Here is a 16482-nt window from a genome sequence, read left to right as displayed (position 1 = left end):
ACATGTTCAGACGAAGGCCGCTTCCGCGTACGGCAGATACCGAACCGAGTGATCAAGTACGACGCATCGTTCGACGACGCACGTTAAAGATCAAGCTAGGGGCGTACGAGCAGGGAGCGCGGTCCCCGGGTGAGGAGGCCGGTCGCGGCGGGGCGGAAGCCCTCCGCCCAGCGCAGGTCCGGCATCGCGTCGAGGAGGGCGCGCAGTCCCTCCTCCGCCTCCAGACGGCCGAGGGCCACGGCGGGGCAGCCGGACGGGCCGGGGAGGCCGCGGTCCTGGTCGCGGCGGAAGGGGTCGAAGACGTCCGGGGCGGCGAAGCGTTCCGGGTCGCGCCCGGCGGAGCCCAGGAGGCAGGCGACGGGGGCGCGGGCCGGGAGGGTGCCGCCGCTGAGGGTGACCTCGGTGAGGGTGCGGCGCAGGACGACCTGGACGGGGGGATCGCGGCGCAGCGACTCCGTCCAGGCCCGTCCGGCGAGCGCGGGTTCGATGCGCAGGGCGGCCAGCAGATCGGGGTCGTCGAGCAGATTGGCGAGGAGCGAGGCGAGCGCGGTCTCGCGCAGTCCGGTGCGCCGGGTGCAGGGCCCCTCGTCGGCCGGTGCGCCGGGGGTCCGGGCGGCGAGGGAGCCGGCGGGGAGCCAGCGGCAGAACTCCTCGACGAGATCGGCCCGGTCCCGTCCGGCGATGCGGCGGGCGAGGACATGGGCGGTCCGTTCGACGCGTTCGGCGACGGCCCGGGGCACGGTGCCGGTCCCCACGGCGTAGCGGTCGCGGGGCAGGCACCGGTAGCTGCCGTGGCAGAGGCCGACCGGCGCGGGTCCGCCGCGCGGTGCCCCGTCGTGCGGGTAGCCCGCGAAGCGCGGGTCGGTGAGAGCGGTGGCCACGTCGTCGTACCGGCTGACCAGCCAGGCCCCCAGCGGGGCGTCGTAGCTCAGCGGGTGCTCCTCGCGCAGCACCCGGTAGAGGCGGTACGGGTCGTGGGCGGCGCCCGGCGCGAGGAGGCTGGGTCCGGCGCCGGCGCGGCGGCGGCGCCCGGCGGGGCGCCGGGCGGTGCGGTACTCGGGCGAGGGCGTCGGGGCCGGTATCTCTCCGGGCGCGTCGGCCTGCATGGCGTACCCCCGGGGTGTCGGGCGCGCCGGTGGGCGGCGCGGTCCCCCTCAGGGGATCACCGCGCCGGGGCCGCCGCAGTCGGCGTGCGGCCGTCCGGGTGACGCGGCGTCCGGGGGTCGGTGTCACGCCGGGCCGGACGCGGGCGCGGGGGTGAGCGGCGGGCGGGCGGCGCGCAGGAGGCCGGCGAAGGCGGCGGCGGCACCGGTCAGCTCGACGCGGGAGAACACCGCGAGCGGGCGGGACCAGGGCGGATCGACGGCGAGGAGCGCGCAGTCCTCACCGACCGCGCCGCGCACCATGTGGGCGGGGGCCGTCGCGACGCCGACCCCCGCCGCCGCCATGCGGACGGCGGTCGAGGTGTGCTCGGTGCGCACGGCGGTGCGGGGCTCGAATCCGGCTCGGGCGCAGGCCAGATCCAAGAAGGGGCGGCCCCGCACGACCGGTTCCATGGCGCAGCGCACCCAGGGCCGGTCGGCCAGTTCGGCGAGGCGGACCGAGGCCCGGCCGGCGAGCGGGTCGTCGGCCGGGACGACCAGGACGATGTCCTCCGCCCCGATCGGGACGACCGGTCCGGGCCACCCGGCGGGCGGCGGGCCGACGGCGAGGTCGGCGGTGCCGCGCTCGACGCGCTCCTCCAGCGCGTCGGTCGCGGCGTACTCGTGCAGGACCAGGGCGACGCCGGGGTGGGCCGCGCGCCAGCGTGCGAAGACGTCGGGGAGGATGCCGACGGCGATGGCGTGGACGGTGGCGATGTGCAGTTCGCCGCCCTCGGCCCCGGCCGCCGCGCGGGCCGCCCGCCCGGCCTGGGCGGCGCTGCGCACGGCGCGTTCCGCGTGCGGGAGGAAGGCGCGGCCCATCGGGGTCGGCCGCACGCCCCGGGGCAGCCGTTCCAGCAGGGCGCCGCCCACCTCCCGTTCCAGCGCCTTGATCTGGTGGGAGAGCGCGGGCTGGGTGACATGGAGGAGTTCGGCGGCCCGGGTGAAGGAGGACTCCTCGACGACCGCGACGAAGTACTCCATCTGACGCAGGCTCATCGTCCGCTCCCCCGCTCCCCGTCATGAACACCGTGCATGGGCGCCACACAAACATTGCCTTGGACTCATGGCAAGAGCCGGGCGGAGGCTGGGCACATGACAGCGACGAGGCGGGTGCGCGAGAGCGATGTGGTGGTCGTCGGCGGGGGTACGGGCGGCTACGCCACGGCGCTGCGGGCGGCGGCGCTGGGGCTGGAGGTGGTGCTCGCCGAGCGGGACGAGGTGGGCGGCACCTGTCTGCACCGGGGCTGCGTCCCCAGCAAGGCGATGCTGCACGCGGCCGAGCTGGTGGACGGCATCGCGGAGGCCCGGGAGCGGTGGGGGGTGAAGGCGGTGCTGGACTCCGTGGACTGGGCGGCGCTGACCGCCACCCGGGACGACATCGTGGCCCGCAACCACCGGGGGGTCCAGGGCCATCTGGCGCACGCGGGCGTCGACGTGGTGCGCGGCAGCGCCGAGCTGACCGGTCCGCGCGGGGTACGGATCGAGGGGTACGGGGAGGTCTCCGCGCGGCGCGGCATCGTGCTGGCCACCGGGTCGCGGCCGAGGACGCTGCCGGGGCTGCCGGCCGACGGGCGGCGCGTGGTCACCAGTGACGACGCCCTGTTCGCCCCCGGGCTGCCGGATTCGGTCCTGGTGCTGGGCGGTGGGGCGATCGGCGTCGAGTACGCCTCGCTGCACCGCTCGATGGGGGCGCGCGTGACCCTGGTGGAGGCGGCGGAGCGGCTGCTGCCGCTCGAGGACGCCGAGGTGTCGCGCCATCTGACGCGCGCGCTGAAGCGGCGCGGGATCGAGGTGCGGGTGGGTGCGCGGCTGCTGGACACGACGCTGCTGGAGGACGGGGTGCGCGCCACGGTCCGCACCCCGCGCGGGGAGAGCCGGACGGTGGAGGCGCGCCGGCTGCTGGTCGCGGTGGGCCGGGTTCCGGTGACGGACGGTCTGGGGCTCGCGGCGGCGGGGCTGGCCCCGGACGGGCGCGGCCATGTGGCACCGGCCGACTGGGCGCGGCTGGAGACCGCGGTGCCGGGCATCCACGTGGTGGGCGATCTGCTGCCGCCGCCCTCACTCGGCCTGGCGCACGCCTCGTTCGCCGAAGCGCTGGTGGTGGCCGAGACGCTGGCCGGGCTGCGCCCCGCGGCGGTGGACTACGCGGCGGTGCCCCGGGTCACGTACTCCGCGCCGCAGACGGCGGCGGTCGGCCTGTCCGAGGCGGCGGCCCGGGACGCCGGGCACGACGTCGTGGTCACCACGATGCCGCTGACGGGGGTGGCCAAGGGTCTGGTGCACGGGCAGGGCGGCATGGTGAAGGTGGTCGCGGAGCGGGGCGGCCGGGTCCTCGGGGTGCATCTGGTGGGGCCGCATGTCTCGGAGATGGTCGCCGAGAGTCAGCTGATCGTCGGCTGGGACGCCGAGCCGTCCGATGTGGCCCGCCATGTCCACGCCCATCCGACGCTCTCCGAGGCGGTCGGCGAGGTCTTCCTGACCCTGGCGGGCCGGGGCCTGCACCAGCGGGTGTGACCGGGGCGCCGGTCCGGGCGTACGCGCGAGGGCGGGCGCGCGGGCGGTCAGACCGGCGGGCGCGGGGCGGGGGCGGCGAGGCGGAAGGCCATCCGTCCGAAGCTCACCTGGTCGCCGTCGCGGACCGGCACGATTCCCGTGACGCGCTGCCCGTTGACGCAGGTGCCGTTGGTCGAGCCGAGGTCGCGCAGGGTCCACCGGCCGCCGTGCGCGAGGAGTTCGGCGTGCATGCGGGAGACCGTCTCATGGGTGAGGCGCAGTCCGTTGCCGGGGTCGCGGCCGATCAGCAGCGGGTGCGGACTCGGGGCCGGCAGCAGGAGTTTCGGCAGCCGCTCCGCGCGCCACGCCCGGCGCACCCGCTCGGGGAAGCCGGAGATCCCGCCCACGACCCGGACCAGGTGCCGCGACCAGCGGCCCTCGCCCTCCAGATCGGCGGTGAGCGCGTCCAGTTCCTCGGCGCGGCTCGCGTGCAGGGCCAGCTCCATGCGGCGCATGAAGGTGTCGTGGGAGAGCCTGCCCTGGGCCGCGCCCTCCCTGAGCACACCGAGGACACGGTCGCGCTGGGCGTCGGACAGCCGCACGGGGTACGTGTGGGACTCGAAGGAGGACGTCACAGCACCGATTGTCGGTCCGACGCCCCCGGGGTGTCCAGAACAACCCCGTTTTCCGCCTGCCCGGACCTCCCCGGGGCTCTGACCTGGGCTGTCGGTGCCGGATATACGCGAGCGGGTATCAGGGGGAGTTGTTAGGGTCGGCCGCCGTGCCGCTCGGCGACCTGCCGTGACGGCCTTTCCGTCCCTGGGGGATACGTGCCCGACGCACCACTCGATCTGACCGTCCGTCCGCTCACCGGGCTCGAGGAGCTGGGCCTGTTCCGCTCGCTGTCCTATGTCCTCGACCACGAACTCGCGGACGATCTCGCGACGGGCCGGCGCCGTCCCGAGTGGATGTGGGTGGCGCTGCGCGGTGACCGGGTGGTGGCCCGGATCGCCTGGTGGAGCAAGGACGGTGCCGCGCCGCTGGTGCTCGACTTCTTCGATCTGGACGACACGCTGCCGGAGCCGGAGCGGGGTGAGGCCGGGCTGCGGCTGGTGGAGGCGGCGACCGCCGCCGTCGTGCCGGCCGGCGCCCCGCGCCCGGAGTACGGGCGGTTCGTCCCGCCGGACTGGCGGGAGGACCCGGTGGCCCGGGACGTCGTGGAGTCCCGGGTCCGGGTCATGGAGCGCACCGGGGCCCGGATGCTGGTGGAGCGGCTGCGGCTGGAGTGGCGGGCGGGGACACCGGTGCCGGCCGGCTCCGGCCGGCTGCGGTTCCGTGAGGTGACCGGGCGGGAGGACCTGCTCGCGCTGATGACCCCGGTGCTGGAGGGCACCCTGGACGCCCACGGGCAGCAGGACCTGGCCTCGGGCCTGACGCCCCGCGAGGCGGCGGAGAAGCACTACGACGGGGAGCTGGCCGGCTACACCACCCCGCGCGCGTGGTGGCGGATCGCGGAACTCCCGGACGGCTCCCCGGTCGGCTTCGTGATCCCGGCTCGCAACAGCTACAACCCCGTCATCGCGTACATCGGGGTGCTGCCGGAGCGGCGCGGCCACGGATACATCGACGACCTGCTGGCCGAGGGCACCCGGGTACTCGCCGCCCAGGACGGGGTGGAGCGCGTCCGGGCGGCCACCGACCTCGGCAACGTCCCCATGGCGAAGTCCTTCGCCCGGCTGGGCTACGTCACCTTCCAGCGGGCCTTCGACATGGTCTGGGACGACTGACGCGAGCTCAGCTCCCCGACGAGCGCTGCGCCTTGATGACGTCGCGGTACCACGCGTACGAGTCCTTCGGGGTGCGGCGCAGCGTCTCGTAGTCGATGTGGACCAGGCCGAAGCGCTTGCTGACGCCCTCGGTCCACTCGATGTTGTCGGTGAGGGACCAGGTGAAGTAGCCGCGGACGTCGACGCCCGCGTCGATGGCCTCGCGCAGCGCCCCGAGGTGGCCGTCGAGGAAGGCGATGCGGCGGGCGTCGTTCGTGGGTTCGTCGACGGCGCAGCCGTTCTCCGTGATGTAGAGCGGCGGGAGCCGGTCGCCGTAGCGGTCCCTGAGCTGGACGAGGGTCTCGCGCAGTCCGTCGGGGACCACGGGCCAGCCGAAGTCCGTCTTCTCGTAGCCCTCGATCTCCCGGATGCCGAAGGGCAGTTCGGCGGGCATGCCGAATCCGGCGAAGGTGTCGAGGGCGTCCGGCCGGGGGGCGCCGACCAGCGTCGGGTTGTAGTAGTTGACGCCGTACCAGTCGAGCCGGGCGGAGATGGTGCGCAGATCGTCCTGGACGGGGCCGGGCATCAGCGCGGCGAGGTTCTCGTCCGGGTAGCGCCCGGTGAGGAGCGGGTCGGCGAACAGCCGGTTGGTGAGGGTGTCGTACAGCTCGGCGGCGAAGCGGTCCTCGTCGGTGTCGCCGGCCGTCCAGACCGGCGAGTGCGAGACCGCTATGCCGATGTTGTCGGCGCCCGCCGCGCGCAGGGCGCGGACCGCCAGTCCGTGGGCGAGGAGCTGGTGGTGGGCGGCGGGGAGCGCGTCGAAGAGGAGGGTGCGGCCGGGGGCGTGCTCGCCGAGCGCGTAGCCGAGCAGGGTCACCTCGGCGGGTTCGTTGAGGGTGATCCACATGGGGACGCGGTCGGCGAGCCGTTCGGCGACGATGCCGGCGTACTCGGCGAAGCGGTAGGCGGTGTCCCGGTCCAGCCAGCCGCCGGCCTCGTCCAGCGGGAGCGGGGTGTCCCAGTGGTAGAGGGTGGGGGCCGGGGTGATGCCGTGGGCGCAGAGTTCGTCGACGAGGCGGTCGTAGAAGTCGAGCCCCTGGGGGTTGACCGGTCCGCTGCCGCCGGGCACCACGCGCGGCCAGCTCACCGAGAAGCGGAAGGCGTCGGCGCCGAGCCCGGCGAGCAGCGCGACGTCCTCGCGGTAGTGCCGGTGGAAGCCGGTGCCCCGGGTGGTGTCGGTGCCGTCCTTGATGCGCCCGGGCTGGGCGGCGAAGGCGTCCCAGCCGGAGGGGCCCTTGCCGTCGGCGTCGACGGCGCCCTCCGTCTGGAAGGCGGAGGCGGAGGCTCCCCAGAGGAAGCCGGGCGGGAACGGCGGGACAGTCATCGCGGCCTCCACAGCCGTACGAGGTGAGTAGGGCAACCTGACCGGGCAGTGATCAGAACCAGACCCTAACGGCCGGTAACGTCCCCGATCCAGCGTCCTGGAGAAGTGAGCGGGGCTTCGGCGGGCCGGCACACGGAGACGAGGGAGCGCCGCATGTTGTTCGAGGTTTGGGCCCCGGAGGCGGAGTCGGCCGTTCTGCGGCTGGCCGGTGAGGCGCGGACGATGCGGCCCGATCCGGAGCGCGCGGGCTGGTGGACGGTCGAGGCGGAGGCCGCCGACGGCGACCGCTACGGCTTCCGGCTCGACGGCGGCCCGGTGCGGCCCGATCCGCGCTCGCGCCGCCAGCCGGACGGCCCGGACGGCGAGAGCGCGGTCGTCGACCACGGGGCGTTCGTCTGGCGGTCCGACTGGGCGGGGCGGGGGCTGCCGGGCGCCGTGCTGTACGAGCTGCACATCGGTACGTACACCCGGGAGGGCACCTTCGACGCGGCGGCGGCCCGGCTGGGGCATCTGGCCGAGCTGGGGGTCACGCATGTGTCGCTGATGCCGGTCTGCCCGTTCCCCGGCGTCCACGGCTGGGGGTACGAGGGGGTGTCGCTGTGGGCCGTGCACGAACCGTACGGCGGCCCGGAGGGGCTGAAGCGCTTTGTCGACACGGCGCACGGGCTGGGGCTCGCCGTGGTCCTGGACGTGGTCCACAACCATCTGGGCCCGTCGGGCAACCATCTGCCCGCCTTCGGCCCGTACTTCACCGAGACGCACCACACCCCGTGGGGCGCCGCGGTCAATCTGGACGCGCCGGGCTCGGACGAGGTGCGGGCGTTCCTGCTGGGCAGCGCGCTGGCCTGGCTGCGCGACTACCGGCTGGACGGGCTGCGGCTGGACGCCGTCCACGCGCTGGCCGACACCCGGGCGCTGACCTTCCTGGAGGAGCTGTCCACCGCCACGGACGCGCTCGCGGCGGAGCTGGGCCGGCCCCTCGCCCTGATCGCGGAGTCCGATCTGTGCGATCCGAGGACGACGGCACCGCGCGAGGAGGGCGGTCTCGGGCTGCACGCGCAGTGGAACGACGACTTCCACCACTGTCTGCACACCGCCCTGACGGGTGAGTCGCAGGGCTACTACGCGGACTTCGCGCGGGCGCCGCTGGCCGGGCTCGCGAAGACGGTGACGCACGCCTTCTTCCACGACGGCACCTACTCCAGCTTCCGGGGCCGCCGGCACGGCCGCCCGGTCGATGTCGCCCGCGTCCCCGCCCACCGCTTCGTCGGCTACGCCCAGACCCACGACCAGATCGGCAACCGGGCCCTCGGTGACCGGCTGTCCGCGTCCCTCTCCCCCGGGCTGCTGGCCTGCGCCGCCGCGCTGGTGCTGACCGGCCCCTTCACCCCGATGCTGTTCATGGGCGAGGAGTGGGGCGCCCGGACGCCCTGGCAGTTCTTCACCGACCACACCGATCCGGAGCTGGCCGAGGCCGTGCGCACCGGCAGGCGGCGGGAGTTCGCCGCGCACGGCTGGGCGGAGGAGGAGATCCCCGACCCGCAGCACCCCGCCACCCGCGACCGCTCCTGCCTGGACTGGGAGGAGCCGGAGCGCGAACCGCACGCCCGGCTGCACGCCTGGTACCGCGAGCTGATCGCGCTGCGCCGGGCCCTGCCGGACCTCGGTGACCCGGACCTGGGCGCGGTGCGCACGGCCTGCGACGAAGCGGCCCGCTGGCTGGTGCTGCGCCGGGGCGATCTGCGGATCGCGGTGAACCTCGGCGAGCGGCCGGCCGCGATCCCGCTGGGCTCCGGGGGCAGGGTGGTGGCCGCCTGGCTGCCGGTCGACCCGCCCGGGGCGGACGGGACGCTGCGGCTGCCGGCGGAGTCGTGCGTGGTGCTGTCCGACGACTGAACGCCGTAGGCCGGCGGGCGCGCTACTCGACGATCGCCATGTCGCGGGCGGTGGCGTTGAGACGGCGCCCGCCGTCCTCGGTGACGGTGACGATGTCCTCGATACGGACGCCGAAGCGGCCCGGCAGATAGATGCCGGGCTCCACGGAGAAGCACATCCCGGGCACCAGCGGCTGCTCCTCGCCCTCGATCATGTACGGCGGCTCATGGGTGGTGACACCGATGCCGTGGCCGGTGCGGTGGATGAAGCGCTCCCCGTAGCCGAACTCGGTGATGACGGCGCGGGCCGCGCGGTCGATCTCCTGGCAGGCGACGCCGGGCCGCACCGCCGCGCACCCCGCCGCCTGGGCCTCGCGCACGATGTCGTGGACCCGCTGCTCCTCGGCGGTGGGCTCGCCGACGTGGACGGTGCGGGAGGTGTCGGAGCCGTAGCCGTGCTTGAGGCCGCCGAAGTCCAGGACGACCATGTCGCCGCGTTCGATGGTGCGCTCCCCCGCCTCGTGGTGCGGGTTGGCGCCGTTGGGCCCGGAGCCGACGACGGTGAAGTCGACCTGGGAATGCCCGTGTTCGGTGAGCAGCCGGGCGAGATCGGCGGCGACCTCGGTCTCCTTGCGGCCGGCGAAGCGGACCCCGAGGATCTCCTCGTACGCGGCGTCGGCGGCGGCGCCCGCCGCGGCGATCCGCTCCAGTTCATGGGCGTCCTTCACCGCGCGGAGCATGGGCAGCGCGTCGGTGAGCGAGGCGTAGGTGGTTTCGGGCAACTGCCCCTGGAAGCCCAGCAGATGCATCGCCCAGGCGTTGTCGCTGATGCCGAAGCGCCCCCGGGCGTCGAGGAGCGGGGCGGTCACGGCGTAGGGGTCCTTGCCGTCGGTCCAGTCGCGAAGGGCCAGCGCGGGGGCGCCGACGGCCCGCTCCGCGTCCGGGGCCTCCAGCGTGGGCACGACGAGCACCGGGTCCTGTCCGGCGGCGAGGACGAGCACGGTGAGGCGTTCGGTGATCGCGGTGGGCTGGTAGCCGGTCAGATAGACGAGATCCGGGCCGGGGGCGACGAGGAGGCCGGCCAGTCCGGCGGCGGCGGCGCTCTCGGCGGCCCGCTCCATCCGGGCCCGGTAGTCGTCTGCGGTGAACGGCGCGGGCGCGTCGGGGCTGGGCATGCGGGACCTCCTGGCGGCACGGAACGGCTCTCCGTATCCTGCCCGTCCGCGCGCCGCGCCGCGAGCCGGAAGGCGGCGGTCCGTCAGGACGGCGGGGGCGGGGCGGGGCGTACGACGAGGTCGGCGCGGTCGCGCCCCGGGGCGACCAGCCGGGCGTTCGCCTCGTCGGAGCGGGCCACCCACCGCTCGGCGGCCTCCCGGGACCGGCCGAACCGCACGTGCCGCTCGACCAGTCGGCGCACCCGGACCCCGTCGTCCGGCTCCAGGTACCACGCCTCGTCGAGCAGGTCCCGCACCGGCGCCCAGGGCCCTTCCCCGTACAGCAGGTAGTTCCCCTCGGTGACGACCAGCGGGACCTCGGGGGGTACGGGGACCGATCCGGCGACCGGCTCCTCCAGGGCGCGGTCGAAGGCGGGGGCGTAGACGACCGTGCCCGGTTCGGGGGTGCGCAGCCGGCGCAGCAGCGCGAGGTACCCGGCCGCGTCGAAGGTGTCGGGGGCGCCCTTGCGGTCCGCCCGGCCGAGCCGGTCCAGTTCGGCCCCGGCGAGGTGGAAGCCGTCCATCGGGACGAGCACGGCGAGCGGTGCGAGCGCCTCGGTGATCCGGGCCGCGAGCGTCGACTTCCCGGCGCCGGGCGGCCCGGCGATGCCGAGCACCCGCCGTCCCCCGGCCGTGGCGAGACGGTGGGCGCGGGCGGTGAGTCCGGGCAGGTCGGCGGGGTCGCTGAGGTCCATGCCGGATAGTCTCCCGTGCGGGGCCCCGGCCCCGTACCCCGTGTCCCCCGACGCACCGCGAGGAATCCGCATCCATGTCCTTCATCGCCCTGGTGACCCTGGTCGTCCGCGACTACGACGAGGCGCGTGCCTTCTACACCGGCGCGCTCGGCTTCGAGCTGGTGGAGGACACCGACCGGGGCGACGGCTCGCGCTGGGTGGTGGTGCGCCCGCGCGGCACCGGCGGCACGGCACTGCTGCTGGCCCGCGCGAAGGGCGGGGAACAGGAGGCCGCCGTCGGGGCGCAGACCGGCGGCCGGGTCGGCTTCTTCCTGCACACCGAGGACTTCGCGGGCGACCACGCGCGCATGGTGGCGGCCGGGGTGCGGTTCCTGGAGGAGCCCCGGCACGAGGCGTACGGCACGGTCGCGGTCTTCGAGGACCTGTACGGCAACCGCTGGGACCTGCTGCAGCCCGCGTGAGGGTCGTCCGGGCCGGCGGCAGGGCGTTGCCGGGAGCCGGACGGAGCGGGTCGGCGCCGTGGCCGGCCGGGCGGCGAACGGGGCCGGGCGTCAGCGGGGCGCTGTTCCGTCCAGGTAGGCGAGGACGGCGAGGACCCGGCGGTGGACGGAGCCGTCGTCGGCCTCCAGGCCGAGCTTGGCGAAGATGGAGCCGATGTGCTTGCTCACCGCCCGTTCGGTGACGACGAGTTTGGCGGCGATGGTGCCGTTCGCCTTGCCCTGGGCCATCAGTTCCAGCACCTCGCGCTCGCGCGGGGTGAGGCTCATCAGGGGTTTCGCGGACGCCTTGCGGGTGAGGAGCTGGCCGACCACCTCGGGGTCGAGCGCGGTGCCGCCCGCCACCACCCGGTCCAGCGCCTCCAGGAACTCGTCGACCCGGCCCACCCGGTCCTTGAGGAGATAGCCGATGCCCTGCGCGCCCCGGGCGAGCAGTTCGGCGGCGTACGTCTCCTCGACGTACTGGGAGAGGACCAGGATCGGCAGCTCCGGCAGCTGTTCGCGGGCGGCGACGGCGGCGCGCAGCCCCTCGTCGCGGAAGGTCGGGGGCAGGCGTACGTCGAGGACGGCGGCGTCCGGGCGGTGCTCCAGGAGGGCCGGCAGGACCTCGGGGCCGGCCGCCGCGTCGGCCACGACCTCATGGCCCGAGCTGGTGAGGAGCAGGATGAGCCCCTCCCGCAGCAGGGCGTTGTCCTCGGCGATCACGATCCGCACGGCAGCTCCACCTCGATGTCCGTCGGCCCCCCGAGGGGGCTGCTGATGCGGGTGGTGCCGTCCAGGGCGGCGATGCGCCGTCTGATCCCGACCAGTCCGCTGCCGCCGCGTTCCTCCGCGCCGCCGTGCCCATCGTCCCCGATGGCGACGGAGAGCGTGCCGGGGGCCCGGTGGATCCGTACGGTCGCGGCCGTGGCGCCGCTGTGCTTGCCGATGTTGGTGAGCGCTTCGGCCACGACGAAATAGGCGGCGGCCTCGACGGCGGCCGGCAGCCGGTTCGTCTCGTCGATCCCGTCGAGGTCCACGGCGACCGGGACGGCGCAGTCGGCCGCCAGCGCCCGTACGGCGCCCGCGAGTCCCCGGTCGGTGAGGACCGGCGGGTGGATGCCGCGCACCACGTGCCGCAGCTCCGCGAGGGCGGCGTCGACCCCGTCCTGGGCCTCGTCCAGGCGCTGCCGGGCGGCGGCCGGATCGCGGTCCAGGAGCTGTTTGGCCAGGCCGATGCGCATCGACAGGGCGACGATCCTCGCCTGGGCGCCGTCGTGCAGATCCCGTTCGATGCGGCGGAGTTCGGCGCCGTGCGCCTCGACCGCGCCCGCCCGGCTCTCCGTCAGTTCCGCGACGCGCGCGGCGAGCGCGGCGGACTGCGGCGGGGTGAGCAGCGCCCGGGTCCAGTCGGCCGCGAGCCGGGCGAGGACGGGGTGCCAGCGCAGCACGAGACCGGGCCGCTCGGGAGGTTCGGTGCCGTACTCGTCGGCGGCCCGCCGATCCAGCAGCAGCATCACGGGCAGCACGGCCCCGTCCACCAGCAGCCCCACCGGCCACAGCACCATCGTGGCGTAGCCCAGGAGGTTGCCCGCGAGCGCCTGGAACGGCAGCCACAGCGCCTCGCGCCGCACCACGGGGTCGGTGAGCACCCGCCGCACCCGCTCGCCGAGTTCGCCGTCGCCGTACGCCGGAGGCGCGATCGGATGGCAGGGAACGCCCAGGTACGCCGCCGCCCTGCGTCGTTCGCACTCCGCCCACCGGTGCAGCACCTTCGCCGCCTCCGGAAGCGCGGGCAGCCCGATGAGCACGGCCGCGAAGAGCAGCACCGCCACCACCAGGAACGTGGCGACGTAGGCGCAGAGCGCGACCGGGATGCCGATGAGCAGATAGCGGGAGGCCCGCCACGATCTTCGGATCGCGGTCGTCAGCGGGGCGGGGGCGGTGCTCATGTCGCACCACGGTACGGGGGCGGGCCCGCCCCCGGAGGAGGGACGGCCCCCGGGCCGGGGGTGTAGCCCGCTGCACCCCCGCCCGGGACCGCGCACCCTCGCCCGCGCCTGGCCGCCGCTTCTACCGTTTACGCAGGTCAGAAGGTACGGGGCAGGAACGAGGGGTTCACGGTGGAGACAACCACGACGGTGCGCGCTGCGGCGCTGGAGCTGACGGCGGTGACCCGGCGGCACGGGCGGCCGGGCAGCGGCCGGGAGACGGTCGCGCTGGACGCGGTGAGCTGCGCGGTGCCGGTGGGCGGCTTCACCGCCGTGGTCGGGCCCTCGGGCTCCGGCAAGAGCACGCTGCTCCAGTGCGCGGCGGGCCTGGACCGGCCGACCTCCGGGACCGTGCGCATCGCGGGCACCGATCTCGGCTCGCTCTCCGAGGCCGCGCTGACCCGGCTGCGCCGGGACCGGATCGGATTCGTCTTCCAGTCCCACGCACTCAATCTGGTGCCCTCGCTGTCCATCGTGGAGAACGTGGTGCTGCCGCTGGTCCTGGCCGGGGCCGACCCCCGGAGCACGCGGGTGCGGGACCGGGGGCGGCTGCTGCTGGAGCGGGTGGGCCTGTCCGGCCGGGCGGACGACGCCCCGGGCACGCTCTCCGGCGGCCAGCAGCAGCGGGTCGCGGTGGCCCGCGCGCTGGTGACCGAGCCCGATGTCGTCTTCGCCGACGAACCGACCGCCTCGCTGGACCCGGAGGCGGCGGCCCTGGTGCTCGGTCTGCTGCGGGACGCGGTGCGGCTGGACGGCCGTACGGTCGTGATGGTCACCCATGACCCGGTGGCGGCGAGCTGGGCGGACACCGTGCTGACCATGGACGGGGGCCGGCTGCGATGAACCGCACCGCTACACGGACGGACCGGAACCACGACGTGCGCCGCACCGGCCCCCCGGCGCGGCACGGGGTGCGGCGGGCCTCGGCCTTCCTGGCCCGCCGTTCCCTGACGCACCACCGCAGGGCCTGGGCGGCGGTGTTCGCGTCGGCGGTCGCCGCCTCGGCGCTGCTGGGCGCGTTCGCGCTGGTGATCGGAACACTGCTGCTGGCGCGGCCCCCGGTGGATCGCTACACCGGGGCGGACGCGGTCGTGGTGGCCGACCAGCGCGTCACGTACACCGCGAAGCCCTGGGGCGGCGAACCGGAGACCGTGCGCGCGGATCTGCCCGAGCGGGTGCGGCTGGACCGTTCGGTCCTGGCCCGGGTGGCCGCCGCCGACGGGGTGGCACGGGCCGTGGCGGACGACACGGTGCCCGTCACGACGGGCACGGGCGAGGCGGCGGAGGGCCGCTCCTGGGAATCCGCGGTGCTCACCCCGTACCGGCTGGCCGAGGGGCGCGCGCCGAGGACCGGGTCCGAGGTGGTCGTGGACCGCTCCCTCGCGGGGTCCGGCGGACCGGGCCGGCGGATCCTGCTCCGGACGGACGGGACGCCCCGGTCCTACACCGTCACCGGGATCGCGTCCGGTGCGCACGGCGGCGGACCGGCCGTGTTCTTCACCGGGGCCCGGCTGACCGCGCTCGCCGGGCACCCCGGCACGGTCGACGCCATCGGCGTGGTCGCCCGGGACGGGGTCTCCGGAGGCGCGCTGCGCGCCTCGCTGGAGAAGGCCGTGTCCGGGCGGCACGGCGGCGAGCGCGGGCCCCGGGTGCTGACGGGTGACGGGCGCGGGGCGGCCGAGCACCTGGGCGCGATCGGCGGACGCGACGCACTGACCGAGATGCTGGCGGCGATCTCCGGGACGGTCGTCATGGTCGCGCTGCTCGTGATCGGCACGACGCTGGCCCAGGCCGTCCACCAGCGCTCCGGCGAGCTGGCGCTGCTGCGTGCGGTCGGGGCCACCCCCCGCCAGCTCCGGTCGGCGATCGGGCGCGAGGCGGGCCGGGTGACGGCCGCCGCGGCGCTGCTGGGCGCGGTCGCCTCGGTGCCGCTGGGGCTGCTGATGCGGTCCGAGCTGGCCACGGACCCGCTGCCGCTGCCGGTCCCCTGGTGGCTGCCGGGCGCGGCGGGGGCGGCCGGTGCGCTGGTCGTCGCGCTGGCGGCGCGGCCGGTGGCGCTGCTCGCCGCCCGTCCGATCACCCGGCTGCGCCCGGCGGCGGCGCTCAGCGCGGCAGGGGCCCCGGAGCCGGACCGGCCGGGCCGGCTGCGGACCGGCGCCGGGGCGCTGGCCGGGTTCGCGGGGCTCGGCTCGGCGGGCGCGGCCGCGGCCCAGGGCGGGCAGGGGGCCGCGATCGCCGCCTCGGGCGCGGCCACCGCGCTGATCATCGCGGTGGCGCTGCTCGGTCCGTGGATCGCCCGGGGCGCGATGCGGGTCCTGGGCGCCCCGGCCCGGCGCGCGGGCGGGGCCTCCGGCTTCCTCGCCGCCCGGTCCGCCGCCACGCACCACCGCAGGCTGGGGGCCGCGCTCACCCCGATCGTGCTGGTCGTCGCGTTCGTCTGCGTGCAGCTCGCGGCGGGCAGCACGCTGGAGCGGGCCTCCGCCCGGCAGGCGGCGGACGCGCTGCGGGCGGACCTCGTGGTGACGGGCCCCGCCACCGGTGTCCCCGGTGGCGCGGCGGACGCCGTGCGCGGGGCCCCCGGGGTCGCGGCGGCGACGGGTGTCCTGCGCTCGACCGTCGTTCTCGCCCACCGGGAGGCCGGCGATCCGGTACTGGACAGCTTCCCCGTCCTCGGCGTCACCCCGGACGGGCTCGCCGCGACGCTCGACCCCCGGGTGACGGCCGGCGCGCTCTCCCGCCTCACCGGCCGCGACACGATCGCCCTCGGCGAGGACCGGGCCGACAGCCTCGGGGCCGGTGTGGGCGACCGGGTGCGGCTGCGGCTCGGCGACGGCACACAGATCCGCCCCACCGTCGTCGCGGTCTACGAACGCTCCCTGGGCGTCGGTGAGTTCCTGCTCCCCCGCCGGGCCCTCACCGGCCATGTCACCGCCCCGCACGACCAGCGGATCCTGGTCCGCTCGGCGGGCGGCGAGGACGCGGCGGCCGCCGTACGGCGCGCGCTCGCCCCCTACGCGGGTCTCTCCGTCCGCCCGGCGGCACCCGACGACGTCCGGATCTCCCCCTCCTCCGACGGGGACGACGCGCTCGTCCTCATCGGCGTCGGCGTGATCGGCGGCTTCGCCCTCCTCTCGGTGGTCAGCACCCTCGCCCTCATCACCGCAGGCCGGCGCCCCGAGTTCCGCCTGCTCCGCCTGGTCGGCGCGAGCCGTGCCCAGGTCCGGCGGATGCGCCTCGTCGAAACCGTCCTGGTCACCGTGGCCGGCCTGCTCATCGGCACCGCGGTCGCGGCCGTCCCCCTCCTCGCGTTCGCCCTCCCCGTGACGGGCGGACCGCCCTATCTGCCCCCCGAGCGGTACGCCCTCCTGGTGGCCGCCGTGGCCACGGCCGCGACGGCGGGCACGCTGCTGGGGCGGGGCGGGGCGGCCAAGCGGCGGGGATAGG

14 protein-coding genes are annotated in these 16482 nt (G+C 75.9%); 6 read left to right on the top strand and 8 right to left on the bottom strand.

Translation table 11 applies throughout. The features are described from left to right. Nucleotides 1–95 precede the first annotated feature (95 nt). Together ACWCXC_RS12040 and ACWCXC_RS12035 are read right to left on the bottom strand one after the other, a co-directional pair. Entirely contained in the window at nucleotides 96–1106 is a 1011-nt protein-coding gene (locus tag ACWCXC_RS12040; RefSeq protein ID WP_450888400.1) for a cytochrome P450, read from the bottom strand. 123 nt (nucleotides 1107–1229) lie between these two features. After that, nucleotides 1230–2141 carry a LysR family transcriptional regulator gene (locus ACWCXC_RS12035; protein WP_450685011.1) on the bottom strand — a complete coding sequence of 304 codons (912 nt, stop codon included), beginning with the start codon at nucleotides 2139–2141 and terminating at the stop codon, nucleotides 1230–1232. Nucleotides 2142–2237: 96 nt separating this feature from the next. On the opposite strand from ACWCXC_RS12035, the gene ACWCXC_RS12030 reads away from it, so the two are divergent. Then, complete coding sequence (locus tag ACWCXC_RS12030) at nucleotides 2238–3659, top strand: FAD-dependent oxidoreductase (protein WP_450685010.1); 1422 nt, start codon at nucleotides 2238–2240, stop codon at nucleotides 3657–3659. Nucleotides 3660–3706: 47 nt separating this feature from the next. Here the strand turns inward: ACWCXC_RS12030 and ACWCXC_RS12025 are convergent, their stop codons facing one another. Continuing rightward, nucleotides 3707–4273, bottom strand: a complete 567-nt coding sequence (locus ACWCXC_RS12025) for an FHA domain-containing protein (protein WP_450685009.1) — start codon at nucleotides 4271–4273, stop codon at nucleotides 3707–3709. Nucleotides 4274–4468: 195 nt separating this feature from the next. Here ACWCXC_RS12025 and ACWCXC_RS12020 point away from each other — a divergent pair, with 195 nt between their 5' ends. Continuing rightward, nucleotides 4469–5425, top strand: coding sequence for a GNAT family N-acetyltransferase (locus tag ACWCXC_RS12020; protein ID WP_450888397.1), 957 nt, complete (start codon nucleotides 4469–4471; stop codon nucleotides 5423–5425). A 7-nt stretch (nucleotides 5426–5432) separates the two neighbouring features. On the opposite strand, the gene ACWCXC_RS12015 is transcribed toward ACWCXC_RS12020, so the two are convergent. Beyond that, nucleotides 5433–6788 carry a GH1 family beta-glucosidase gene (locus ACWCXC_RS12015; RefSeq protein ID WP_450888395.1) on the bottom strand — a complete coding sequence of 452 codons (1356 nt, stop codon included), beginning with the start codon at nucleotides 6786–6788 and terminating at the stop codon, nucleotides 5433–5435. Between the two features lie 153 nt (nucleotides 6789–6941). Here ACWCXC_RS12015 and treZ point away from each other — a divergent pair, with 153 nt between their 5' ends. Beyond that, a complete protein-coding gene (gene treZ / locus ACWCXC_RS12010; RefSeq protein WP_450888393.1) occupies nucleotides 6942–8684 on the top strand; it encodes a malto-oligosyltrehalose trehalohydrolase in 1743 nt (580 codons plus the stop codon). Nucleotides 8685–8706: 22 nt separating this feature from the next. Here treZ and ACWCXC_RS12005 read toward each other — a convergent pair whose 3' ends face one another. Further along, the gene (locus tag ACWCXC_RS12005) at nucleotides 8707–9837 is read right to left on the bottom strand and encodes a M24 family metallopeptidase (RefSeq protein WP_450888391.1); all 1131 of its coding nucleotides are present in this window, start codon (nucleotides 9835–9837) and stop codon (nucleotides 8707–8709) included. Between the two features lie 83 nt (nucleotides 9838–9920). Beyond that, entirely contained in the window at nucleotides 9921–10571 is a 651-nt protein-coding gene (locus ACWCXC_RS12000; RefSeq protein WP_450685004.1) for a nucleoside/nucleotide kinase family protein, read from the bottom strand. 74 nt (nucleotides 10572–10645) lie between these two features. Here ACWCXC_RS12000 and ACWCXC_RS11995 point away from each other — a divergent pair, with 74 nt between their 5' ends. Beyond that, nucleotides 10646–11032: a VOC family protein gene (locus ACWCXC_RS11995; protein WP_450685003.1), complete on the top strand. Its 387-nt coding sequence runs from the start codon at nucleotides 10646–10648 to the stop codon at nucleotides 11030–11032. 90 nt (nucleotides 11033–11122) lie between these two features. Here the strand turns inward: ACWCXC_RS11995 and ACWCXC_RS11990 are convergent, their stop codons facing one another. Together ACWCXC_RS11990 and ACWCXC_RS11985 are read right to left on the bottom strand one after the other, a co-directional pair. Next, nucleotides 11123–11782, bottom strand: a complete 660-nt coding sequence (locus ACWCXC_RS11990; protein ID WP_450888389.1) for a LuxR C-terminal-related transcriptional regulator — start codon at nucleotides 11780–11782, stop codon at nucleotides 11123–11125. Further along, nucleotides 11770–12999 carry a sensor histidine kinase gene (locus ACWCXC_RS11985; RefSeq protein WP_450685001.1) on the bottom strand — a complete coding sequence of 410 codons (1230 nt, stop codon included), beginning with the start codon at nucleotides 12997–12999 and terminating at the stop codon, nucleotides 11770–11772. Before ACWCXC_RS11985 ends, ACWCXC_RS11990 begins: the two co-directional genes overlap by 13 nt. Nucleotides 13000–13170: 171 nt before the next feature. Between ACWCXC_RS11985 and ACWCXC_RS11980 the strand changes: the two genes are divergently transcribed. Together ACWCXC_RS11980 and ACWCXC_RS11975 are read left to right on the top strand one after the other, a co-directional pair. Next, nucleotides 13171–13881 (top strand): ABC transporter ATP-binding protein, encoded by a 711-nt coding sequence (locus ACWCXC_RS11980; RefSeq protein WP_450888386.1) that lies wholly within the window; start codon nucleotides 13171–13173, stop codon nucleotides 13879–13881. Next, nucleotides 13878–16481, top strand: a complete 2604-nt coding sequence (locus tag ACWCXC_RS11975; protein WP_450888384.1) for an FtsX-like permease family protein — start codon at nucleotides 13878–13880, stop codon at nucleotides 16479–16481. Before ACWCXC_RS11980 ends, ACWCXC_RS11975 begins: the two co-directional genes overlap by 4 nt. Nucleotide 16482 lies beyond the last annotated feature (1 nt).

The sequence above is a fragment of the Streptomyces sp. NPDC001515 genome (genome assembly GCF_053597115.1).
Note: the sequence above shows the minus strand (reverse complement) of the source record. Positions and strands in the feature narration are given on the sequence as shown.